Here is a 22,145-nt window from a genome sequence, read left to right as displayed (position 1 = left end):
TAGTTATAATTCACTACATATAGAAATAGACATACAAAAACGCCATCCTTTCCTATAATTCTAAAGAAAGAATAGCGTATTCTTTTCAAAAATGAGTTCTTTTATTGAAAAACTTTGATTCTATATTATACATAAAAGGGCAACCAATGCTAAAACAGCTGGAAGTCCTTGTTTCACAATAATTGATTTATTAGATGTGAAACCTCCGAAAATAGCTGCTATCACCACACAAATCACGAAAAATAATTGGACCATATAACCAATTGGATTGAGCCCAAGTACAAGTCCCCAAATGAGACCAGCCGCTAAAAATCCATTATATAAACCTTGGTTTGCAAACATAATGGCTACGTTTCGATCTCCTTCTAAATGCTTCGGTAATTTGAAAGCACGTTTCGCTACTTTTGAATCAATAAAAAACATTTCAAGGATCATGATAAACAAATGTTCTAATGCTACGATCCCGACTAAAATAGCTGCGATTATTTCCACACTATTCTGCCCCCTACACTCTCTATTCTTTAATATTCTCTACATTTTTTTGCATCTGTAATAGAACATGAATAAGTATTTTGCGTTCTTCTCCACTGATATTTACGAACATTTCCTTCATAAAATGTTCCTTTTCTTTCTTGTTAAAATATTAATTGATATATCAATTATTGATATATCAATTAATATACATCTCTCTTTTTATTTTTGCAAGTTTTTTTGCTCAATTGGTTTTATTTTGTTCCAGCAACTTTAAACCAATTCAAAACATCAGTTCGCATTTCTAGAAATCATAATTACTTTAAGTTCATTCTGACAATCATATTTAACTACATATATAAAAGAATTGAGTTATATCTCCATCAATTTATAAAAATTAATTTTTTCTAAAAACAGATACTTTACGTTTTTTATAGTAATAAAAATCATTTTTTGTTTCAGAGGCAATCCATTTTGTTAGCTTGATGGGCATAGGATAGCACCCAGATGACGAACCAATTATCTTTCAAGAAGACGGCTAGAAAACTGGATTTGGTACAGGAGTTGCCTACTTCCGTGATCCAGATGGTACTAATTTAGAGCTTATTGCTCCAAAAGGTCCATTTAGACGTGATTAATTAAAATATATTAATACTGAAAAACCACCTTTATGAGAGGTGGTTTTTTGTTGCTAATGGTGAAGATTAATATTGAGGTCTGATTGAGACCTATTCCTTTTCCACATCTTTCATCATACCATCGAAAGAATAGTCTTATAGCTATTTCAAATAGCTCGGCAGTACTATATCGCTAGCAAGCTAAAATTTCATGGTACTCAAAAAAAATCTGCTGAATCATAACCAAAAAGTTCATTTTATCATTTCGGAGTAATTCGAAATTCTTAAGTTGTCGGGCACGGGGTACAGCTGAAAAACAGTGTATATTCATTAACTTCAAACAAATTTTGATGTAACAAAATTTGTATTTATACCTTTTTAACGAATTCAGATTTTAATTTCATAGCTCCAAAACCATCAATTTTACAATCAATATCATGATCTCCATCAACTAATCGGATACTCTTTACTTTTGTACCAATTTTTACAACTGATGAAGTTCCTTTTACTTTAAGATCTTTAATTACTGTTACAGAATCACCATCGTTTAAAATATTTCCATTTGCATCTTTAATTACCTTTGTATCTTCACTATTTTCAGCTTCTAATTCTAAAGTCCACTCATGAGCACATTCTGGACAAACAAAAAGATTCCCATCTTCGTAAGTGTATTCTGAATTACATTTTGGACAATTTGGTAAATTAGGCATATTTTTATTTCCTCCACTCGTTTTCGTTTATTCTATTAAATAAATATTATTTTTAATTTCCGTTTTTCGTTTAAATGTACGGAAAATATTCTCTTCTTGCTGTTTGATACTTATTTGTTGAATGTATAAAAAAACCACTTGTTCACACCTTGTAAAAAATCTTCTCCACATTCTCCAAAGCAAACTTTCTTCTTCTCTACTTTTTTAATAAAATGATTAAAAAAGTAGATTAACTCAAACAAACTTTGTATGTGAAGTGAAATTTTTAAAAATCTAATGCATTTTCTTTATTCTTTATTGTATTGATTTCCTGAGATTGCTGAGAAAGCCCTGTACATTCATGAAAAGCAAAATGCTTACACCCTATACATTTTTTTGTATTCAGATGTCCTAAAGCACAATTAATTGCTTCTCCGGTATGATTAAAAAAGTTTTCTTCCCCAATCTCAGCGTACAATCCATTCTTATCTAGATTGGCTTTTAGCTCTGATTGAATTCCAGAAATAAGAAGTACGCCACCTTGTTTTTTGAAGTGCTGAACAATATTCCTAAAGTAAGACTCTCCTGTGGTATCAATAAAAGGAACTTTTCCCATACGTAAAATTAAAACATTAGGTTTATAATGAATAGTCGCTAAAATATTTTGTTCAAATGTTTGAGCAGCCCCAAAAAATAATGGCCCTTCTATTGTATAAATGCTAATTTGTGGGCAATCATGAGCTTTATTTACCACATGTGGTAGCAATTTTTCATTTCTTTTTGTATGATCAGGAAGCACTTTTGATATGACAAGCATATTACTCATACGTTTTGTAAACAAAATAATAGCTAATATAAGACCAATCTCTACAGCTGTTGTTAAACTAGTAAATACAGTAAGTAAAAATGTTACCAATAATACAAGAGAATCTCCCGTCTTCATTTTAAGTATGTGATAAAAATGTTTCTGCTCGCTCATATTCCAAGCTACCACCATTAAAATCGGGGCCATACTAGCAAGTGGAATATGTGAAGCATATGGCGCTAACAGTAGAAGTGTAAATAACACAAATCCTCCGTGAATAACACCCGCCATCGGAGATACAGCTCCACTCTTAATATTAGTTGCTGTACGTGCAATCGCTCCAGTTGCCGGAATTCCGCCAAATAACGGGGTAACAATATTGGCAATCCCCTGACCGATAAGCTCTTTGTTACTGTTGTGTTTACTATTTGTCATACCATCTGCCACGACAGCGGATAAAAGTGATTCAATTCCACCGAGCATCGCAATAACAAATGCAGGACCAATTAACTGCTTTATACGTTCTAATGTGATTTCTGGTATATCAAAATGAGGAAGTGTATTTGGAATCGTACCATATGCTGTACCAATAGTAGGTACATAACCTGAGAAAAATACAGTTGCAATTACAGTTGAAATAACAACACCTACTAATGAACCAGGCACTTTTGGTAAAATCTTTGGTGTTATGAGTATAACAAAAAAGCAAATCAAAGCAGTTATAACACTATAAAAATTGGTAGTACTGATATGAGTGAAGAGTTCCTTCAAATTCGCTAGAAATTCCTCATGCTTTTTTATACCTGTTAAACCTAAAAAACTAGCAATTTGTCCCGTAAAAATAATAACAGCAATACCTGAAGTAAAACCAATTGTTACAGGACGTGGAATAAACTTAATTAAAGAGCCTAGCTTGAAGATTCCCATAAGACATAAAATAATTCCAGCTAACAAACCCGCGAGTAGTAAATTTTCGTATCCATAGGTAATTACAACTCCTAAAAGAATCGGAACAAAAGCACCTGTAGGTCCTCCAATTTGATACTTCGAACCACCAAACAGTGAAATGAGTATTCCAGCAATACAGGTTGTATAAATCCCATACTCTGGCTTAACACCAGAGGCAATAGCAAAAGACATAGCAAGTGGAATCGCAACAACTCCAACAATCATTCCTGAAAGAAGATCCTTTTGAAAATGTGCTAATGAATATCCTTCAAACCTTCCTGTAAATAACTTTCTCATTACAAACCCTTCTTTTCTATTTTTAATAGATCTGGATTACAAATGTATTTCTCGGTCCCTTATACAGAAAATTGTCCTTTTCACAAAAAGAAAAACCATCCTAATATTTACTATATGTTTTACTTAAATGACACTCCAATTCACCTATATCTCCACCTTGTTGTACATAGGATTTCAATCTTTCTGCTAGACGTTCTCCGGCTCGACTATCTAGCTTCTTCGTATCAATAAACGATCTAATCCTTACCTTATCTGGAGTAATATCTCTACGAAACATTTGTCCTGGAATTTCACTCCAAAAACGATTCCATTCATCCAGTAATCCTATTTGATCAAATAAAAAACCTTGAATTCCACATAACCAAGCTGTACAAGCAGTATTTCTTTTTCGACATCCAACTCCATCTTGTAAATGTTGGCATGAAAAACAACAAGAATTTCCACTTTTTATACAAACTTCACAAACGTAATGAGCTCCTAATGAGCGAAATGTTTCAATCCCATGTTGGATGATATCTTCTTTCTTAACCTCAATACTCAACCTATCCCTCCTTAGCCATCATTTCACTTTCTGCTCCATCTAGCTCTTCTAACATTGAAATCGTATCGATTAAATGGTTGTTAAAAATCTTCCGTGCAACCACCAATAAATCCACAATAATAGGGTCTCGTAAAGAATATAAAACTCTTTTTCCATCTTTTCTACCAACAACAATGTTTTTTGAACGTAGTACACTTAATTGCTGAGAAACAGCTGAACCTTCCTTATTTAGAATATCTTGAATTTCGTTTACGCTTTTTTCACCTTCTGACAATAATTCTAAGATACCTATTCGCAAAGGGTGTGCTAAGGCTTTAAAGAAATCTGCTTTAAATTGTTGCATTTCGTTTCCCATTGAAATCCCTCCGTTACTTTTCCTCAATTTTCAAAAGTACCATATACATCTTCAAATGTTTGAATATGTATATGGTACTTTTAAAACCTCGAATTTTCAATACAAATTTTACAATATTAAATAAGCATCAAATAGAGATACTATTCAAATTCAGGTTCAAAATTTATTATCCAAAATAAAAACGCCTAACATATTAGGGATATATAATACGTTAGGCGCTTGATATTTAAAATTTCTCGATTTAGGTCTTGATAATATTGGATGAGTATATAACCAAAATGCTAGATGACTAATATGAATAAACTTATTTGTAAAATTAATTCATTAGAATATTTTAAGAGCAAGTTTTGAAAAAAACTATTCAAAACTTGCTCCTTCTTTTCTCAGATCCAACTATTTTGATACTAAAACCAACAGTAGTGAATTAGAATAATGATTTAATACTTGCTAAGACAGTAAGTACACCTACAATAATAACAAATACGTTACTCATTTTCCCTTTGTATTTAGCTAGTACCGGCACTTTTTGAATCGCATACATCGGTAATAGACATAAGATAGCAGCAACTAATGGACCGCTTAGAGAATCAATAAGTCCAAGAATACTTGGATTTGTATAAGCAACAAACCAGCATGATAATACAACAAAAGTAAGGATTATTGTCTTAATTGTTTTTTCTTCAATATCTTTTCCACGTGATTTACCGAACTTAATAATCATGTCACGCATTACTTCAAATGCTCCGATATAATGGCCAAGGAAAGACTTTGTAATAGCCACAAAAGCAATAATTGGAGCTGCAATAGTGATTACAGGCGAATTAAGCTCATTAGCAAGATATGAAAGAATTGATAAGTTTTGTTCTTTTGCCATTTTTATATCATCTGGAGTCAAGCTCAATGCGCTACTCCAAACGAAGAACATAACAACAGCGAATGTCATGATATAACAAACCTTTTGTATTTGCGCACATTTAGCATCAGTGGCTTCGATTCCATACGTAGCTCTCTGTTTCACAACAAATGATGAAATCATAGGTGAATGATTAAATGAGAATACGATGATTGGTAGAATCATCAATATCGTTCCAAAATAGCCTGTTCCTGTTGAAGCAGTTGAAACAGCTGAAAAACTAAGCATTGACGTATTCCACTGTGGAATTAAAGATATTGCGATAAAAAGTAGAGAAACTATGAAAGGATACACTAACATACTCATTACCTTTACAGTAATATCTTGACCAAAATTCAGTATAGCGATAAGACCAAGAACTAATACAAGTGATAAAATAGCTCTTGGAGGTTCTGGCATGTGCAATTGATGCACGATAAAACTACTTGCAGTGTTTGTAAGCGCAACCGAATACATTAGTACGATTGTATAAATTGAACCGAAATATACGATGTTAAAAATGATACTCGCTTTATTTCCGAAATACTCTCTAATTGTACCTGTGATCCCCTCATCAGCAGAATTAGAAGCGTATATCATTTTAGCAAGCGCCCTATGTGAGTAATACATAACTGGATATGCAAGTAATGTAATTAGTAGTAAAGATAATAAACCACCTGAACCTGCATTAATCGGTAAAAAGAGCACCCCTGCTCCAATTGCAGTTCCAAATAGACTGAGTGCCCATGTAGTATCCTGCTTATGCCACTTTTTCGGATCTGCATATTGCTCATTTTTTCGTGCGGTATTTTCAGCTTGAACTTCTATTTTCTTTGCAGTATTCCCGTTCATATAATAACTCCCCCTTGTATCTATTCCTACATCTCTCTTTGCACCTAACAAATATTCCCTTTCTGGAAAATGAATTCCTTACAAGTTGCCCCACATTGTATGTCCTTCATCATAATGAATCCAAATTGAAACATTCGCTAATTAGCGTCCTAATATAATTGTTAGCGTTCACAAAAAAGTTTACTCGTAATATCCGCTCTTTATATAAAGACCCCTTAAGAGAACAATATAGAATAGACTTCATAAATACGTTGCAACATTTCTAATAACAGTGTATTACTTTAATGGTTTCTCTTTTTTACTTTTAAAAGTAATTTTAGCTAAACCGGCCTCTCTTCATTTGCGAGGCGTTTCTTTCTCAATTCTATACATTACTTTCATAACTTCGGTAGCACTGATGATATTGCTTACACAAGCCACTGAAGCACATTACATACATTTCGCCTCTAATCACACACCTTTCTTACTAGTAATCGCATTTTTTATATTTTCTCCAGAGATAATAAAATTTCTCTCGACGCCCTCATTATAACGTGTATATTTATAAAATTAATATTTTTATATTTTCAGAAATATTAAAGTGGAATAATTTTATATGGATAATATTTTACAGTTAGCATGTAGCCATTGTTTTTATCGCTTAAAGCTGAATTAGTTAGTAAAAAAATACAATAATACATTGTTTTTCTAGGTTACTCATTATAAAGATACTTATATCCCCTTTATCAAAAAATTTCATTTTAAACATAAAAGATATTCTAATAAATAATTAATGTAGGTAAAAAGAAAAAATTCCAAAATAAAAAAACCAAATTTTAGGATATATATTATTAATATTGAATTCATATACAATTTAAAAAGCTACACTGAGCAAAAAGCAAAAAAGCTGCCCCATATGGACAGCTCATTTACATAATTATCGTTATCAGGAATACACAAACAAATCACTTCAATATCATCTTAATTGTAGTTTGTTCGGCTCTTCTTCAGGGATAGCTCTATGTTTGTAATGCATCGTTTTTACATCATTTCCTTTTATGCGAAAAGTAATTGTGTCCTCTTCATAAGGCGGATTGTGTGCACCCTCAAAAGTTTAAATTTTAAAATCCCTCATTAACTAGCTCTTTTATCGAGTTTAATTTTGAAGAAAGCTCGATAAACCATTCTTCATCCCCTGTTAATAATGCAAGATCTATAAGATAAAGGATTTGTTCCTTATTTATTACCTTTGATTCAGGGAGTTTGTTAACGTGTTTACTAAAGAGTAAAATCGCTTCGTTTATTGTGTACTGGCCGTCACGTTTCACAATACTAACTGTAACTATATCCTCTACATCATCAAGTGATACAATATAACCAACTATTAATTCACCTTCATTTGATATTCCACGAACCCAATCTCCTACTTTTAAAACATGATTATTATTTGACATCATACCGTTTCACCTTCCTATAAATATTTTTTGTGACGATAAAAAAGATATAAAAACAATTATACTGTAATATTTTTCATTACATTTAAGTGTTAAGAACTCACGGCTATATAATAATTAAGCCGCTTAACGCTCTTGATTGATAAGGTCAACAACTTCTTTCATTGTATAATTCTTTAAGTATTCACCTAGATGCTCTTCAGCACCTAAGAAAATAGCGAAAAGAACTTTTCGCATGTTCGAACCTACAACACACTGATTGTTTGATTCTGGACACTTCGGCTGCAAAGCACCTTCAGAGGTTATCTGATAAATATGCCAAAGATTAATTTCATCTAAATCGCGAGCGAAAATAAAACCGCCACCAGTCCCCTCTTTCGATTGTATAAACTTATGTTTTTTTAACAAACTTAGTACTTTGCGAATGCGTACTGGATGTACACCTGCACTTTCTGAAATAGCATTACTTGTTGACATCCGATCTGGCTGTAAAGCTAAATAAGTTAAACTGTGTATGGCCAAGGTAAAGTCGCTGTTCATGATTTTCCTCCTACGATCAAAAATATTGTTTCTCATATATTAACTGTAGCCATAAATATTACAAATAGGTTAGAACGTTAAAACATATAGAATACTTCTTGCCATAAAAAATTAATTCTCTTATATTCTATCCGGTCCCACCTATATCTGATAACTTCATTTAGCTTTTTAAGTTGAAAATAAAATTAAACACTCCACTGTTTCTTCACTTGTTCTTCTGCCAACTGTTTAATTTTTGTCCAAATCGTATCTTTACTCACAATAACATTTGTTTGATAATTTCTATCATTATAATTAACTGTAACACATACTTCAATCATCTTCTGCTTCCTCCTTTCAAAAAACTTTTTCTAAAAATACTACTTATTAATTGGCCAATTTTTGCAATTCAATGTTCAAAAACGTTCGAACGCTACGTGGTAAAAATTTACGAATTTCTTCCTCATTAAAACCAATCTGCAATCTTTTCTCGTCCAGCATAATTGGGCGACGTAACATTAGTGGATGCTCAATTATTAATGTATAAAATTCATTGAGCGAGAGCTCCTCAATATTTATATTTAAGTCCTGAAAAGTTTTGGATCTAGTTGAAATAATTTCAGTAGCCCCCTCTTCAGTTAAACGAAGAATCGATTTAAGCTCATCAACTGTCATAGAATTTGATACGATGTTTTTTTCAATATAATCAATTTGATGCTCTTCAAGCCATGCTTTCGCTTTTCGGCATGAGGCACAGCTTGCTGTTGTATATAGAATTACCATATTTAACTCACTCCTTTAATGTTATGAAACGTACATTTTAAACATCGGTTATTGAAATGTATTAAAAAAAATTACAGTTTAGAATCAAATACAAGCAATATTATTTATTCGAGAATATTTAATTTATCTACATTTTACAGACGATAACAACTCACTTCTAAAAACTATACTGTAATTTTAAACTTTACAGTTCTATAAATCAAATGTTAAGTCTTGGATTCATTCTATTAACGTATAATAGGAGCAGTTGAGACAATACTTGCCTCAACCGATTTTTATATCTCTTTATAATTTTTTGCAGTAATGACTGTTTCAAACTCAAAGGTTTCGGGTAGATGATCTGCATAAGAATATTCAAAAGTTCGTCCATCCGTTAAATAAGCTACTTGTTCAACTCGCATTAGGAAATCCTGATTTGTTAAGTTCATAAACTGCTTTTCCCTATCATCTGGGCGAATTCCTTTAACCCTGACAACAGATGTCCCTACTTCAAGACCAAGTTTATTTTGAATATGTGAGTATATCGACTCCTCTAAAACAGAAGCCTCAACACCTGGGATAACCGAAATTGGCATCCATGTATGCTCCATAATCGTCGGAATGCTGTGAATGATGCGGAGGCGAATGATTTTATAGACGAAATCACCGATTGAAACTCCCAATTTCTCAGCAACTACTTCATCAGCCCCAACAATCGCAAACTCGATAATTTTACTTTCTACCTCACTGCCGTATACAGCTTTCGTACCCGTTAAAGTTTGAATCATTCGTGCCTTTTCCTGTTGACGCCAATCTTGCACCACTGTTCCACTTCCGCGCCGGCGGATGATGTAGCCATCTCTAACTAATAGATCCAGCGCTTTCTTAATAGTAAGGGCTGAAACACCAAATTCTTCAGCAAGGACGGGGCTACTCGGAATTTTTTCGTTGATTTTATATTCACCATCTAAAATTTGCTGTTTAATCTTTTGATAAATGCCGAGGTATTTTACTTGTGTTGATCCGCTTGCCATTTCCATACCTCCTTTATACTGCAAACTCTCTTCTATTCATTCAAATGTAAAGCCTCAAGTTTGTAAACTGAAGGTGATGGGGCAGCAAATCCATTTTCTAAGATTTCAATATTCGTTACCGCTTCTTCGTCTTTCACAAGTTTTGGTGCACCATTTATAATTGTTTCATACGCGGCATCATAGAAACGACCGTAATCACCAAGTGGCGTTTTAATTTGTTTTTCAATCCAGTCACCATTTGCATTACGATACTTAGCAACTCCATAGTACATCGGTGAATCTTCACCAAATCCTGCACTCTCAGGCATAACACCCGCTTTCAAATCATTTTCCTGCTGATCTTCACCATATTTAATAAATGATCCATTTGTTCCATGGACGATAAAGCGTGGATAATCTTTTGCTACGACATGGTTCGTTTTCAGCTTAATCTTCAACTGATTTCCGTAATGTAAACCAACATCGAAATAGTTATCAACCGCACCTTCCATTTCATTATTACGAATATCGTATGTCACCGTATCTGGACGGCCGAATAGTGAAATCATACGGTCCATCGTATGAATACCTAAACTATAAAATGAACCTTCTTCTTTTGGAGCTTCATGAGTGATTGAACCAGGACGGAAATAATCAATATGTGATTCAATCTCAATAATATCACCAAGGAATCCTTGTTCAACTACTTGCTTCACAGCTAAAAAATCACCATCAAAACGGCGGTTTTGATAAGGCATAACTACTACACCTTTTTCTCGTCCTAAAGCTAATAATTCTTTCGCATGTTCCACTGTATCGCAAAATGGTTTTTCAACGATAACTGACTTTCCAGCAAGTATAACTTTTTTCGCTAATTCGTAATGCGTATGTGCTGGCGTACAGACCGTCACCACTTGAATTTCCTTGTCATTCAACAATTCGTCCAAATCAGTAGTGAAGTAAACACCTTTTTCCTTATATGGAGCCGCTAATTTTTCATTTATTTGACGTACAAAAATCGTTTTTATTTTTATATTATTACGCGTGTTTACATAAGGTAAGTGATAGCGGTTAGCTGACTTTCCAAATCCAATAAAGCCCATTGTTAATGTCATATTTTTCAACTTCCTTGCTCATAAATTTTCGTTTCTATATTTATTATATAATTTAATTATTAAAAGTATATAGTTTTAACTTTATAATTATACATTAAATAAAAAATCCACGATAAAATTCGTTCTCACTATAAGTTATGGACCTATAAAGTGAAACTTTAATCAGTGGGGCGATTTATTCTCTACTGATTATTTACCCGTAAATACCGGGATGAAAAGGAGCGTAATGAACATGGCATATACTACTATATCTATGGAAATTTTCGGATCAACTGAACAAGTATGGCAATTAATAGGAGGTTTCAACTCCCTTCCAGACTGGTTACCTTATATACCTAGCAGTAAATTAACTGAAGGCGGTCGTGTACGTCATCTAGCTAATCCAGATGGTGAAACAATTATAGAACGCTTAGAAGTATTCAATGATAAGGAACGCTACTACACGTATTCAATCATGAATGCACCGTTCCCGGTCACTAATTATTTATCTACAATCCAAGTTAAAGAAGGTACTGAAAGTAACACATCGTTAGTAGAGTGGTCTGGTACGTTCACTCCTGTTGCGGTTAGTGATGAAGAGGCAATAAATCTGTTTCATGGTATATACAGCGATGGACTGAAAGCATTGCAGCAAGCATTTCTAGATTGATTCATGTAATTGATTGAGACGAAAAAGTTAATTAACAGTCAAACATTCGACTTTGTGGTTAAGTTCATTATGAAAGATAAACAAATACAAATTTCATGCCTGCTTGTTAATGACAAGAAATAAAAAATACTACCTCCAAATGGAAGGTAGTATTTTTTTATTAATCAGGAAAAACAATTAATCCCTCTTCTTTTTCCTCCTGTTTTAAATCTTCTTCTGGGAATGTTACAGTTGAATTTTTATCCCCTGTTTTTTTTGTTTCTTCACCTGGAAATACGAAAGTTGAATTTTCTTTTCCTTCATTTTTTTCTACGTTATCTGGAAATACCATAGAATCATTGGTAGTCAAATCACTATGAAAACCAAGGTTAGACAAAATCGCTTTTAAATCTGGTAAAACCCCTATTTTATCAGATGATGGGTCATTAGACTTTGTGCCTGTATTAGGATTACTTAAAATTACTCTCAATTCTTTTGGTGTATATGCCTTACCTAAATGTTCTTTAGCAATCCCTTGAATTGATACAGCAGCCCCAGCGATTATAGGCGAAGCGCTAGAAGTACCACGGAAATTAGAAGTATAACGATTCATTATACTCTGATCTGTAACTTTTTGTCCTTTACTATTTTGATTTTGATATGTATCTAATGTGTCAACATACTCTCCCCAACCATATACATCAATTCTACTACCATAGTTAGAGAAACCTAAACGTTTATGAGGAACTCTTGCAGTAGATGCTCCAACTATAATAGCTCCTGAATCTTTAAAGTCTGGACTATTTCGATTTAAAATCTGTTTACCATTACGGTCTTTAAATTCATCTAAATCAATCCCACCATTACCAGCTGCTTCTACAATAATAATGCCTTTATCTGTACCTTTGCGAATTGCGTTAAATATACTCGGGTATACTTCTACTGGTAAAGGGTCATCTCCATATCCATCATATTTAAAGGATTCCTCTATTAATAAAACATCTCCAGCCTGTAAAGAATCTACGGCACTTAAAATAGCATCTCTTACATCGATTCTCCCATTATCTCGGATCACTGAAATTACTTTTGCCTTTGCTTTTGGTGCAATCCCAATGTTCCCAATCCGATTGTCAGCTGCAGAAACAACACCTAGAACTGAAGTACCATGAGAAAGATCATTACTCATTTTTCCAGACATAAATTCAATATTTTGACCGACTAAATCTTCATGATTTAATAACCAGCCTTCTTCCAAATCTACAAAAGTTGCTCCTTGACCATCTCCTCCTTTAATTCCCCAAGCATAAGGAGCATTAATTCCTAAAGGTGCCTCTTCAAGATATCCCTGTCTCGAAAATCTAGGTTCATCATAAGGATTGACTGATAATACAGGCAATCTCGAGCTAGTTGTTGTATTTATACTCTTATTAGAACGAACTAGTATTTTACTAGAATTGTCATTAGCAGCATATACTGTATTTGTTACAAATGTCGTACCTACCCCAGCAAAAGTTGTAATTGCAAGTGATGATATCAACATACCTTTAAAATTTTTCATCTTTCCACCTCTAGTTTTCTATTAGAATTAACATATTTAATAATGTGTATGAACCGAAAAGCTTTTTATCTTATTATAAAAATTAATAGATTTTTATAACTTTTTGATTTACATAAAAACTCCTTTCATTCTTGTAATTCAATGTGTATATTTCAAAATAACAAACTCACTGTAACTATTATAGTTACACCTTTATTGATTTTCAACTACGAAATATAAATTTTTAAAAATAAATTTATATTACTTTAAAACAGAGCTAACCTTTTACGCATATAAAAAAACAAATTATCTGTGCAAATTACAGCGGTGAATAAGTTTATAGACTGCAAAAAAACAAGAAAAAGCAAAACACTAAGTGCTTTGCTCCTTATAAAATTCCTTTTAACTTTTCACCAATTAACCTCGCTACATACTCATAGCCTTCTGGTCCAAAGTGTAATCCATCTTTTTCACCATTTTCTACAAATCTTTTATAATCCCGTTCTTGAATCATTTCAGCGAATACGTTTAGAAAATAACTTCCTGTTTCCCTCGCCACTTTCTCCACCACGTCTGCATACTGACCAAGCACTCTATTTGTTCTATTACGCTGTCTTTCTTCATCAACTGGTGCAGGACTAATCAGTAGTACTTTATCTGATGAAATATGGTTCACAATCTTCTCTAAGTTTTCTTTATATGCTTGTAATGACACTTGAGAAAAAGAAACCGCATCATTCGTACCAAGAAAAACTGTTACGAAATCTGGTTTATATGATATTACATCTTCTTCAATCCTATTTAACGCATCGAATGTATTATCCCCTGGAACACCTGCATTCACTACTTTCCACTTCGGAAACATCTCTTGCAAACGTGGTGTTAATCTCGGCATTCCATCAAAAAATGTTTCATCAGCTGTAATACTATCTCCAAAGCATACTAACGTTTTCATTAAGCTACTCTCCTTTTACGTATGAAACAACTTTCCTTCTATTGCTTTTATATATCTTTCAGCAGAACGTTCAACTGCCTCATCTGCATTTTCTTTTACTACTCGATGAAAAGCATTGTATAAACGATTAAACTGTAACGGCTTCACTCGGTTCACCATTTCTTCCACTTTTCTCGCTGGTAATGGAATTAAGTTTGGATAGCTATACATAAAACTTACCCACCGCTCATCCGCTACAACTTGAATAATATCACCTGTTAACAAAATCCCTTTTCCATCATTACCTTCTTCCCAATGCAATACAGAACCACCACTAAAATGTCCTCCAAGACGATGTACAGTAATCCCATCCGCTAATTGTAAAGACTCACCAGACCAATAAATAATACGACTACTTGGGCGCATCACCCATTCTTTATCATCTTCATGTATATAAATTGGTACATCAAATGTCTCTGCCCATTCTACTTGCGTTGAATAATAATGAGGATGAGACAATGCAATCGCATCTAATCCACCAAGCTCTTTTATTTTCGCAATTGTCGTTTCATCTAAATACGTAATGCAGTCCCATAGTAAACGATATGACTCTGTTTTCACTATAAATGCCGTTTGACCGATCGCAAATCCTGGTTTTGTCGTAATACTATAAAGTCCATTTTCCTCTTCGATTATTTCATTTTTATATGTATCATCTGTTTGCAAATTTTCTAAAGTCGTCCAAGACTGCCCTTTCGGATTCACATATTGCCTCTCTTCATCACAAATATGACAACTCACCGGTTCCTCTACACTCGCTGCATACTGCACACCGCACGTTGTACAAACGTAATTTTTCATCATAATTCCCCCTATCCCTATATTTTTATTAAACTGATTTTTGTTGATAATAATCTACTTTTTCATTTCCAATTAATAAACTTATAAAAGTAAGTAAATAAACAACTGTAACTGACAATGGAATTACAGTAAATCCTTTTTGGCTTCTGCAACATTCATCTCACTATCTCCCCCAAAATATTTGTACTATAAAGTCACCTCAACCTCGTCCATCCAATAACGCCAAGCTGCTAAATAATCTTCTAAATCTTTCGGGTGGTGCCGTAAACATGTATCTATACGCAAATATAATCCTATGACTATTTCTTCATATAAATCACGGTCTTTTTTATAAAATACACATTGTTTCATCGCATAATCGATTGTTTCTTTTGTTAAATCTTCCGGGGTTGAACAGAACGCATAAATCAAATCATATATAGGATCTCCTAACACTGGTAAAGGATCAATTACACCGTGCAGTTTATTCCCTTGAAATATAAAATTATGAAATCCAAGATCACCATGCAATAAAAATGGCTGATTTATTCCAGTCCCCCTACTTGGACTATTTGCTAACTTAAAAACCGTTCTATACTCTTCCTCACTTATGTAACGTCTTACATTTTCATGAGCTTCCATCACATTTGTCGTTAAAAATTCATTCCAAGATTGAACTGGGCTTTCTTTCCATCCCCAGCCATCAACCTCTGTAGCTACTTCATACTTATTGATAACTTCCTTTACAAGTTTACTAAGAACACTCCGTTTATGGCCTAGTTTGCAAGAAGTTGTGCCCTCAAGGAATGAGTAAACAATATAGCGATTTAAAGGTTCCTTATATAAAAGCTTTGGAAATAATTCGTCCTTTTTATAAAACTGAAGAAAATAAGCTTCTTCACGTATGACATCCGATTCATTCAACTTTATAACGTATTGTTCATCTAACAAATATATAGTACTTGTCGTTCCCCCGTTTAATGCTTTTACGCTATTTGGATAATGTGAAATAACTTTTTACTTAACTAGTTGTGCAGTGATTATTGAAATGTCCATTCTCTCACCCTTCAACTCCGAATATTTCCTTAATTCAAAAGACAACTTTACTATTATTTGACAAACATAAGGGAATTCCTCCTAAAAATCTTAATATAACAAAAGGTAATTTTATTTCATTTCAACTGCTTCCTTCAATATTCCATCATAAAGTTCATTCCATTTATGGTAATGCGATGTGATTTCTTCACTCCAAATGATATTCATTTAATCTAGTAATTTCTATTGAATTATCTCTTTCTTTTAACTTAAGAACCAAACTTTCTACACCAAACACTTCTGTAAACGTATGACTGCCTACAATTAAATTAATTCCTTTAAATTTCGCATGTTGCACTGTATATAATGTTTTTTCACCTGTTATGTACGTGTCACATCCTTTTTCTAATGCACGTTCAATCAAATTTGTATTGTTTCCTGCACCGGTTAAGATCGCAATCCGTTTTACTGGTTTATCGTGATTTCTCCAGCTCTTCACTTTCTCTTCCATTTTTTCTTCAAGTTTTCCAACTAAGTTTGAAAAAGGAATCGCTTCTTTATATTCTCCTATTCCCGGTAGTTCTTCTTCCTCATAGGTTGAATATTCCAGTATTGTATCTATCCCAATTGCGTTAAATAACGATGTACACGTGCCAAACTTTACAAAATCTAACGGCAAATGAATCCAAAAATGATTCATTTCATATTGCTTCAATTTCTCAATACAAGCCTCTTCCATACCAAATAAAAAACTCCACGGCGCATGATGTGTAACTATCATATCGACTCCATTTCGATACGCTTCTTCAATAGTTTCTAACGTTAAATTTGTTGTGTAACCGATTTTGTGAAATTCATCTTTACTTATATAAGTAAAACCATATTCATCATCGCCATATTTATGAAGATGCTCTCCAAATAGTGATGTTATATGTTCATTAAACTGCTTTATATTCATTTTTATTTCTCCTTTCATTTACTTTTATATTTCATAAATAAGGAAATACTAAATTACAACGTTACATACATATAGGAGGACAATATGAAACCTGAATTTTTAAAAGCTGTACATGATGCAATCGGAAATGTCGAACACATTCATATAGAGGAAAGCGGTGCTGACAGCTTACTTATTCATCATGATGATGCACAGCAGTTACAACAAGTTGCTAAGGCGTTAGAAAATAATAATTTCCGCTCCGCTTTAAGAACAACTGGAAATGCTTCGTACATAGAAGTATTGAACAGATAATGAAAGTCCGGATGTATTCCGGGCTTTCTTTTTATCCCGCTATTCACCGGGCAGTAAGACCCCACTGATTAAAGTTTCACTTTATATTGAAACTTCAAACTCTTTCGCATACACCGCTGTTCCAGCAATATCTATTTGTAACTTTTCGTTTTCTATCCCTTTCGTTACATAAACAGTTACACGACCATCTTTATTTATTTCCTGTCCTTGCTCAACGATTAAACTCAATTCATGTTCAAAACCTTTCTCTAAATACTCCGCATAATACGCTCCCATTACACCTGAAGCTGTTCCTGTCACTGGATCTTCAATCGTCCCAGCGTAAGCTGATGAAAAATGACGGCCGTGCATTTGTGCTATTTCATCATAAGTTTCTAGACAAATTGGGTGAATAGAAGCATTAGGTATTTCTTTTAATACTGATGGAAATGCAGCATTATTAGGTTTCATTCTCTCACATGCATTAAGATTTTTAATCGGTACAATTACAGTCCAATTACCAGTACTTCCATATACAATCGGTAAACTTACATCTAAATCATTTACTTCTAAACCGATACTATGAGCTAATTCTTCTGCTGAACCTGTAAATTCTTTAAACTGAGGTGCTGCCTGTCTCATTTTAATAAAGGTTTCTCCATTTTCATTTACACCTATTTGTATCGGTAAAATCCCAGCCTTCGTTTCAATCATAAGGTTACTTTTCTCTTCTAATAAACCTTTTTCGCGCAAGGCATATATCGTCCCTACTGTCCCATGACCACATAACTCCATTTCAAAACCAGGTGTAAAATAGCGCATTCTTATATCTCCTACTTCTGAGGAAAGAACAAAAGTTGTTTCGTTATATCCAACTTTTTCAGCAATAATTTGCATTTCCTCTTCCGTTAATCCATCTGCTTCTAATACAATACCTGCTGGATTTCCCTTATTTGGTTTATTCGTAAATGCGTCGTAATGAAATATATTTATAGTCTTCATTTTCTTTTCTCCTTATTTGTCCATTTCTTTATTTTTATAATCAATAAGAAAATCGATCTAACCAACTTTCATAATCAGCTTTTTGAAATGGACGGATAATGAGTCTATCCGTCTCTACTTCTAATAACGATAGCTTCATTTAATTTCATCCCTCGAAATATTAATTGAATATTCTTTATTATCTTACACAAAATACAAAATCTAGTAAATCATTATGTTTTTGATACATAAAAACCCAGTCATGCTTTATACATAACTGGGTTCTCCATCGTTTCATAATTTTCTATTTCACAAGAACTGCATCTCGTAATTCCCTCTTCAACACTTTTCCTAAAGCGTTTTTCGGTAACTCATCTATGAATACTACTTCTGGTATTTTATAACTTGCTAACTTCTCCTTACAATACTGAATAATACTTTCTTCTGTTAATGTTGTTTCGCCATCCTTCACAATGTAAGCTCTTGGAACCTCTCCCCAAAAGTCATCTGGAACTCCAACTACTGCAACTTCTAAAACACCATGTATTTCATGAATAACATCTTCTACCTGATCTGGATATACGTTGTCACCACCGCGTATAATAACGTCTTTATATCTTCCCATAATATGCAGGAATCCATCATCATCTATCATGCCAGCATCGCCCATGTTAAACCAGCTATCTTTTACTACCTTCTTTGTCGCCTTTTCATTATTCCAATATCCTTTAAACATGTATGGACTTTTCACATGAATCTCTCCAACTTCATTTGTTGTTAGTTCATGTCCTGTTTCTGGGTGAACAATTTTCACCTCTACATTTTTCAAGGTCTTTCCTACAGAAGACATCTTTTCTTTTCCCATCATTGGATGCCATGAGGTTACAACCCAACCTTCTGTACTACCATAGCCTTGCACCATATATATGCCTTTTTCCATATATTTTTGAATGAGTGTTTCTGGCACTTTTGTACCACCGCTTTGTGCTACTTTAAAGGTTGAAATGTTACGTTCTTTTTTATTCAGTTCATCAAGCATGTAACTATAAACGGCTGGGAAAGCAAGCATCGTAGTAATTTTCTCTTCTTCAATCTTATCCCAAATAAGAGCAGGATTCGAATCAGCTAAGAAGATCATTGTAACGCCATGATAAATACAATTTAAAATAGAAAGCACGCCACTCATATGAAACAATGGATGCACAGATAAAAAGCGTTCACCTGCTGGGATTTCTCTTTGTCCCGCAATTTCAGCAAAATAATGATGTAAGTTTTTATGTCCAATTACACATGCTTTTGCCTGTCCAGTCGTTCCTGATGTAAACAAGTAAATGGCATCGTCTTCTTCATGAACTTCTACGTTCGGTTCTGTCGTTGGCTGTTTTTGCAACTCTAATTCAAATGAACCAAAGCCTTCTTTTGTTGTTTGAATTACATAAGGAATTTCTTTAACAGCATCAACCTTTAATAACACTTCATTAAATTCTTCATCAATAACTAACACTTTTAATTTCGCTTCTTTTACAATCGTTTCTAATTCATAAACAGTCAGCTGATGATTTAGCGGAATAAATACCGCTCCAATTTTTAAACTTGCCATCATAACGCTTGGAAATGGGTGATTATTTTTGCATAGTATTCCTATACGATCTCCTCTTTGCACACCATTATATAACAAATAATGTGCAAACTGATTTACTCGTTCATTATATTGCTGAAACGAATATCTTTTCTTCCCCCCTACAAGCGCTTCCAAATTTGGTGATTGCATTGCTCTCTTTTGTAATAATTGTCGCATCGTTCTCAAGTAAAACTCCCCTTTATATATGTTAGGTTTTTTTATTTTACCAGATTAACTATTAATTTACTAAAGATTACACTTAGTGAATATAAGAAGAATATAAAATATCCATTTACTTTACAAGTAAATGGATATTTCCCATTATATATTAGAATACTTCTTGTTCATCACATATTGCACATACTCAGGTGCACTTTTATCAATCTCTTCATCACCTAGTTTATATTCTGCACCATATAAATAAAAGGAAGGTATAAATTCCATACCTGTGTATAAGCATGTAGCTTGGAATGGTTTCGTCAACTCATACATTGTAATCCCACTATTTTCATAGTCTTTTTCTAATCCACCTATAGAAATAGCTACACCAAATTCTTTCCCCTTCACTTTATCTCCTTTAGATCCGTACGCAAATCCATATGTTAATACATCATCGAACCATTTTTTTAATAATGGTGGTGAGCTGTACCAGTAAAGCGGAAATTGAAATATATATCTGTCATGTTCTACTAATAACTTTTGCTCTTCTTCAATATTAAACTCCCAATTCGGTGCCACTTTATACAATTCATGCACCGTAATTTCATCCGAATATTTCTCAAGTTCTTCAATCCATCTTTTATTAATTTTTGATTTTTCAATATCAGGATGTGCTACAATTACAAGTGTTTTCATCTTTTTTCATCCCCTTTATAAATTATTCAACCCTTTACGTATTAGTATGAATGAGTCACATATAATTGAAAAGTACGTACTTTAAAGTGCTATAGGAACCTTAAAGTACCTGTGGAGGTGTTATATGAATCAAAATGATAATTGCCCAATTGCAACAACACTCGATGTAATCGGTGGAAAATGGAAAGTTCATATTTTATGTATTTTGTCAGATGGAAAAATGCGAACAAATGAAATTAAACGAGAAATCCCAAACATTACACAAAAGGTTCTTACACAACAACTTCGGCAACTTGAAGCTGATGGGATTATCTATCGTACCGTATATCAAGAAGTTCCACCAAAGGTTGAGTACACACTAAGTGAATACGGAAAATCTTTAATGCAAATAATGGATAATCTGTTTGAATGGGGAAAAGATCATCAGATTAAAAGATTACATGACTAAAAAAGCACTATATACTTTGTTTCATCCTCTACGTTCATATTTTTTATTTCTATAAAGTTTATTTTCATCATTTTTTAGCTAACTTGTTTTCTTAGATTGATGGACGTGACCCCACATCCATCAATCTAAAAAGATACAATTAGAAAAATGAGATTTCTATAAAGTTTCGCATATAAACACTACTTCAGCCTCATTAAACGCTCGCTCTACTTTTTCTAATCTCAATTGTACGTAAGCTATAAAGAAGCACCCCTAAACCGAGAATTTTTTCATTATTAGACGCATTAGAACCTAAGGTAATAGTAGGTACATTTAAACCCATGAACCTTTCACTCCATTCTATAGGCATATAAAAAGATACTCCTTAAAAATAAAAAACGCTATTCTCTCTGTAAAATCATAGAAAAGAATAGCGCTTTTTATTTTGAAATAGAAATCATCATTTAAACTAAACATGCTAATATTGATTTTGTGCGATTGTCAGTTACCTCATAATAAATTTCTAATCCTTTCCGAGTACCTGTAACCATTTTAGCAGCTTTTAGTTTAGATAAATGTTGACTAATTGTACTTTGAGGCATTTGTAAATCCCCATACATTGTTGTTACATTAGTAGGACCTTTTGCAAGCATTATTTTTACTAAAGATAGACGAACTGGATGCGCCAATACCTTTAACACCTCAGCGATTTCTTGAAACATTTCTTTTTTTTCTTTCATCTTATTT

Annotated in this window: 25 protein-coding genes and 4 pseudogenes; 4 read left to right on the top strand and 25 right to left on the bottom strand. The window is 33.3% G+C overall.

Going from position 1 to position 22,145, the window contains the following annotated elements; translation table 11 throughout:
• Positions 1-120 precede the first annotated feature (120 nt).
• Positions 121-492 (bottom strand): DUF1304 domain-containing protein, encoded by a 372-nt coding sequence (locus GBN78_RS17885; protein ID WP_000402471.1) that lies wholly within the window; start codon positions 490-492, stop codon positions 121-123.
• 482 nt (positions 493-974) lie between these two features.
• Between GBN78_RS17885 and GBN78_RS17880 the strand changes: the two are divergent.
• Positions 975-1,109: pseudogene (locus tag GBN78_RS17880) on the top strand (VOC family protein); the annotation flags it as partial.
• A 347-nt stretch (positions 1,110-1,456) separates the two neighbouring features.
• Here GBN78_RS17880 and GBN78_RS17875 read toward each other — a convergent pair.
• The 12 genes and pseudogenes from GBN78_RS17875 to GBN78_RS17820 all read right to left on the bottom strand — a co-directional run bounded on the left by GBN78_RS17875 (position 1,457) and on the right by GBN78_RS17820 (position 11,309).
• Entirely contained in the window at positions 1,457-1,798 is a 342-nt protein-coding gene (locus GBN78_RS17875) for a zinc ribbon domain-containing protein YjdM (RefSeq protein WP_001133198.1), read from the bottom strand.
• 265 nt (positions 1,799-2,063) lie between these two features.
• On the bottom strand, positions 2,064-3,827 hold the full coding sequence (locus tag GBN78_RS17870) for a SulP family inorganic anion transporter (RefSeq protein ID WP_001228488.1): 1,764 nt from the start codon (positions 3,825-3,827) through the stop codon (positions 2,064-2,066).
• Positions 3,828-3,927: 100 nt separating this feature from the next.
• The gene (locus GBN78_RS17865; RefSeq protein ID WP_000021461.1) at positions 3,928-4,368 is read right to left on the bottom strand and encodes a hypothetical protein; all 441 of its coding nucleotides are present in this window, start codon (positions 4,366-4,368) and stop codon (positions 3,928-3,930) included.
• Between the two features lies 1 nt (position 4,369).
• Positions 4,370-4,723 (bottom strand): ArsR/SmtB family transcription factor, encoded by a 354-nt coding sequence (locus GBN78_RS17860; RefSeq protein ID WP_000526189.1) that lies wholly within the window; start codon positions 4,721-4,723, stop codon positions 4,370-4,372.
• Between the two features lie 424 nt (positions 4,724-5,147).
• Positions 5,148-6,467: an aromatic amino acid transport family protein gene (locus GBN78_RS17855; protein ID WP_001014189.1), complete on the bottom strand. Its 1,320-nt coding sequence runs from the start codon at positions 6,465-6,467 to the stop codon at positions 5,148-5,150.
• A gap of 955 nt (positions 6,468-7,422) precedes the next feature.
• Positions 7,423-7,560, bottom strand: a pseudogene (locus GBN78_RS17850) (DUF3888 domain-containing protein); the annotation flags it as partial.
• 7 nt (positions 7,561-7,567) lie between these two features.
• Positions 7,568-7,903: an IDEAL domain-containing protein gene (locus GBN78_RS17845; protein ID WP_000987462.1), complete on the bottom strand. Its 336-nt coding sequence runs from the start codon at positions 7,901-7,903 to the stop codon at positions 7,568-7,570.
• A gap of 123 nt (positions 7,904-8,026) precedes the next feature.
• A complete protein-coding gene (gene saiR / locus GBN78_RS17840; RefSeq protein WP_001083465.1) occupies positions 8,027-8,440 on the bottom strand; it encodes an Rrf2-family transcriptional regulator SaiR in 414 nt (137 codons plus the stop codon).
• A gap of 185 nt (positions 8,441-8,625) precedes the next feature.
• Positions 8,626-8,760 carry a BA3454 family stress response protein gene (locus GBN78_RS17835; RefSeq protein WP_000573532.1) on the bottom strand — a complete coding sequence of 45 codons (135 nt, stop codon included), beginning with the start codon at positions 8,758-8,760 and terminating at the stop codon, positions 8,626-8,628.
• Between the two features lie 46 nt (positions 8,761-8,806).
• The gene (spxA, locus tag GBN78_RS17830) at positions 8,807-9,202 is read right to left on the bottom strand and encodes a transcriptional regulator SpxA (protein WP_000236190.1); all 396 of its coding nucleotides are present in this window, start codon (positions 9,200-9,202) and stop codon (positions 8,807-8,809) included.
• Positions 9,203-9,477: 275 nt separating this feature from the next.
• Positions 9,478-10,215: a GntR family transcriptional regulator gene (locus GBN78_RS17825; protein ID WP_000146278.1), complete on the bottom strand. Its 738-nt coding sequence runs from the start codon at positions 10,213-10,215 to the stop codon at positions 9,478-9,480.
• A 32-nt stretch (positions 10,216-10,247) separates the two neighbouring features.
• Entirely contained in the window at positions 10,248-11,309 is a 1,062-nt protein-coding gene (locus tag GBN78_RS17820; protein WP_070183984.1) for an oxidoreductase, read from the bottom strand.
• Between the two features lie 232 nt (positions 11,310-11,541).
• Between GBN78_RS17820 and GBN78_RS17815 the strand changes: the two genes are divergently transcribed.
• Positions 11,542-11,958: an SRPBCC family protein gene (locus GBN78_RS17815; protein WP_000332044.1), complete on the top strand. Its 417-nt coding sequence runs from the start codon at positions 11,542-11,544 to the stop codon at positions 11,956-11,958.
• 160 nt (positions 11,959-12,118) lie between these two features.
• Here the strand turns inward: GBN78_RS17815 and GBN78_RS17810 are convergent, their stop codons facing one another.
• The 6 genes and pseudogenes from GBN78_RS17810 to GBN78_RS17790 all read right to left on the bottom strand — a co-directional run bounded on the left by GBN78_RS17810 (position 12,119) and on the right by GBN78_RS17790 (position 17,241).
• On the bottom strand, positions 12,119-13,495 hold the full coding sequence (locus GBN78_RS17810; protein WP_088046456.1) for a S8 family peptidase: 1,377 nt from the start codon (positions 13,493-13,495) through the stop codon (positions 12,119-12,121).
• Positions 13,496-13,862: 367 nt separating this feature from the next.
• A complete protein-coding gene (locus GBN78_RS17805) occupies positions 13,863-14,429 on the bottom strand; it encodes an SGNH/GDSL hydrolase family protein (RefSeq protein ID WP_000855202.1) in 567 nt (188 codons plus the stop codon).
• Between the two features lie 15 nt (positions 14,430-14,444).
• Positions 14,445-15,272, bottom strand: a complete 828-nt coding sequence (locus tag GBN78_RS17800; protein ID WP_001986571.1) for an MBL fold metallo-hydrolase — start codon at positions 15,270-15,272, stop codon at positions 14,445-14,447.
• A 25-nt stretch (positions 15,273-15,297) separates the two neighbouring features.
• Positions 15,298-15,414, bottom strand: a pseudogene (locus GBN78_RS31185) (DUF7010 family protein); the annotation flags it as partial.
• 41 nt (positions 15,415-15,455) lie between these two features.
• Entirely contained in the window at positions 15,456-16,259 is an 804-nt protein-coding gene (locus GBN78_RS17795; RefSeq protein WP_226798485.1) for a phosphotransferase, read from the bottom strand.
• Positions 16,260-16,491: 232 nt separating this feature from the next.
• Complete coding sequence (locus GBN78_RS17790; RefSeq protein ID WP_088046457.1) at positions 16,492-17,241, bottom strand: Nif3-like dinuclear metal center hexameric protein; 750 nt, start codon at positions 17,239-17,241, stop codon at positions 16,492-16,494.
• An 84-nt stretch (positions 17,242-17,325) separates the two neighbouring features.
• Between GBN78_RS17790 and GBN78_RS17785 the strand changes: the two genes are divergently transcribed.
• Positions 17,326-17,535 carry a hypothetical protein gene (locus GBN78_RS17785; RefSeq protein WP_000801651.1) on the top strand — a complete coding sequence of 70 codons (210 nt, stop codon included), beginning with the start codon at positions 17,326-17,328 and terminating at the stop codon, positions 17,533-17,535.
• An 81-nt stretch (positions 17,536-17,616) separates the two neighbouring features.
• Here the strand turns inward: GBN78_RS17785 and GBN78_RS17780 are convergent, their stop codons facing one another.
• From GBN78_RS17780 to GBN78_RS17770, 4 genes and pseudogenes are all read right to left on the bottom strand, one after another.
• Positions 17,617-18,516: a PhzF family phenazine biosynthesis isomerase gene (locus tag GBN78_RS17780; protein ID WP_088046458.1), complete on the bottom strand. Its 900-nt coding sequence runs from the start codon at positions 18,514-18,516 to the stop codon at positions 17,617-17,619.
• A gap of 46 nt (positions 18,517-18,562) precedes the next feature.
• Positions 18,563-18,655 (bottom strand): annotated as a pseudogene (locus GBN78_RS30250) (GNAT family N-acetyltransferase); the annotation flags it as partial.
• 144 nt (positions 18,656-18,799) lie between these two features.
• Positions 18,800-20,293: a class I adenylate-forming enzyme family protein gene (locus GBN78_RS17775; protein ID WP_088046482.1), complete on the bottom strand. Its 1,494-nt coding sequence runs from the start codon at positions 20,291-20,293 to the stop codon at positions 18,800-18,802.
• Between the two features lie 144 nt (positions 20,294-20,437).
• Positions 20,438-20,971, bottom strand: a complete 534-nt coding sequence (locus tag GBN78_RS17770; RefSeq protein ID WP_088046459.1) for an NAD(P)H-dependent oxidoreductase — start codon at positions 20,969-20,971, stop codon at positions 20,438-20,440.
• A gap of 124 nt (positions 20,972-21,095) precedes the next feature.
• On the opposite strand from GBN78_RS17770, the gene GBN78_RS17765 reads away from it, so the two are divergent.
• Positions 21,096-21,419 carry a winged helix-turn-helix transcriptional regulator gene (locus tag GBN78_RS17765; protein ID WP_001072981.1) on the top strand — a complete coding sequence of 108 codons (324 nt, stop codon included), beginning with the start codon at positions 21,096-21,098 and terminating at the stop codon, positions 21,417-21,419.
• Between the two features lie 193 nt (positions 21,420-21,612).
• On the opposite strand, the gene GBN78_RS30245 is transcribed toward GBN78_RS17765, so the two are convergent.
• Together GBN78_RS30245 and GBN78_RS17760 are read right to left on the bottom strand one after the other, a co-directional pair.
• Positions 21,613-21,768, bottom strand: coding sequence for a hypothetical protein (locus tag GBN78_RS30245; RefSeq protein ID WP_001121202.1), 156 nt, complete (start codon positions 21,766-21,768; stop codon positions 21,613-21,615).
• A 94-nt stretch (positions 21,769-21,862) separates the two neighbouring features.
• Positions 21,863-22,138, bottom strand: coding sequence for an ArsR/SmtB family transcription factor (locus tag GBN78_RS17760; RefSeq protein WP_000660066.1), 276 nt, complete (start codon positions 22,136-22,138; stop codon positions 21,863-21,865).
• Positions 22,139-22,145: the final 7 nt, after the last annotated feature.

The organism is Bacillus sp. B2-WWTP-C-10-Post-4 (assembly GCF_009183805.1).
In the GTDB taxonomy this organism is placed as follows: Bacteria; Bacillota; Bacilli; order Bacillales; family Bacillaceae_G; genus Bacillus_A; species Bacillus_A cereus.
The sequence above is the reverse complement of the archived record's forward strand: the minus strand, read 5'-3'. Positions and strand labels throughout refer to the sequence as shown.

Coding starts and splice junctions, on each gene's coding strand:
- GBN78_RS17875 (WP_001133198.1), bottom strand. CDS start 1,798: ATGCCTAATTTACCAAATTGTCCAAAATGTAATTCAGAATACACTTAC.
- GBN78_RS17870 (WP_001228488.1), bottom strand. CDS start 3,827: ATGAGAAAGTTATTTACAGGAAGGTTTGAAGGATATTCATTAGCACAT.
- GBN78_RS17860 (WP_000526189.1), bottom strand. CDS start 4,723: ATGGGAAACGAAATGCAACAATTTAAAGCAGATTTCTTTAAAGCCTTA.
- GBN78_RS17855 (WP_001014189.1), bottom strand. CDS start 6,467: ATGAACGGGAATACTGCAAAGAAAATAGAAGTTCAAGCTGAAAATACC.
- GBN78_RS17845 (WP_000987462.1), bottom strand. CDS start 7,903: ATGATGTCAAATAATAATCATGTTTTAAAAGTAGGAGATTGGGTTCGT.
- saiR (WP_001083465.1), bottom strand. CDS start 8,440: ATGAACAGCGACTTTACCTTGGCCATACACAGTTTAACTTATTTAGCT.
- GBN78_RS17835 (WP_000573532.1), bottom strand. CDS start 8,760: ATGATTGAAGTATGTGTTACAGTTAATTATAATGATAGAAATTATCAA.
- spxA (WP_000236190.1), bottom strand. CDS start 9,202: ATGGTAATTCTATATACAACAGCAAGCTGTGCCTCATGCCGAAAAGCG.
- GBN78_RS17825 (WP_000146278.1), bottom strand. CDS start 10,215: ATGGCAAGCGGATCAACACAAGTAAAATACCTCGGCATTTATCAAAAG.
- GBN78_RS17820 (WP_070183984.1), bottom strand. CDS start 11,309: ATGACATTAACAATGGGCTTTATTGGATTTGGAAAGTCAGCTAACCGC.
- GBN78_RS17815 (WP_000332044.1), top strand. CDS start 11,542: ATGGCATATACTACTATATCTATGGAAATTTTCGGATCAACTGAACAA.
- GBN78_RS17810 (WP_088046456.1), bottom strand. CDS start 13,495: ATGAAAAATTTTAAAGGTATGTTGATATCATCACTTGCAATTACAACT.
- GBN78_RS17805 (WP_000855202.1), bottom strand. CDS start 14,429: ATGAAAACGTTAGTATGCTTTGGAGATAGTATTACAGCTGATGAAACA.
- GBN78_RS17800 (WP_001986571.1), bottom strand. CDS start 15,272: ATGATGAAAAATTACGTTTGTACAACGTGCGGTGTGCAGTATGCAGCG.
- GBN78_RS17790 (WP_088046457.1), bottom strand. CDS start 17,241: ATGAATATAAAGCAGTTTAATGAACATATAACATCACTATTTGGAGAG.
- GBN78_RS17785 (WP_000801651.1), top strand. CDS start 17,326: ATGAAACCTGAATTTTTAAAAGCTGTACATGATGCAATCGGAAATGTC.
- GBN78_RS17780 (WP_088046458.1), bottom strand. CDS start 18,516: ATGAAGACTATAAATATATTTCATTACGACGCATTTACGAATAAACCA.
- GBN78_RS17775 (WP_088046482.1), bottom strand. CDS start 20,293: ATGCGACAATTATTACAAAAGAGAGCAATGCAATCACCAAATTTGGAA.
- GBN78_RS17770 (WP_088046459.1), bottom strand. CDS start 20,971: ATGAAAACACTTGTAATTGTAGCACATCCTGATATTGAAAAATCAAAA.
- GBN78_RS17765 (WP_001072981.1), top strand. CDS start 21,096: ATGAATCAAAATGATAATTGCCCAATTGCAACAACACTCGATGTAATC.
- GBN78_RS30245 (WP_001121202.1), bottom strand. CDS start 21,768: ATGCCTATAGAATGGAGTGAAAGGTTCATGGGTTTAAATGTACCTACT.
- GBN78_RS17760 (WP_000660066.1), bottom strand. CDS start 22,138: ATGAAAGAAAAAAAAGAAATGTTTCAAGAAATCGCTGAGGTGTTAAAG.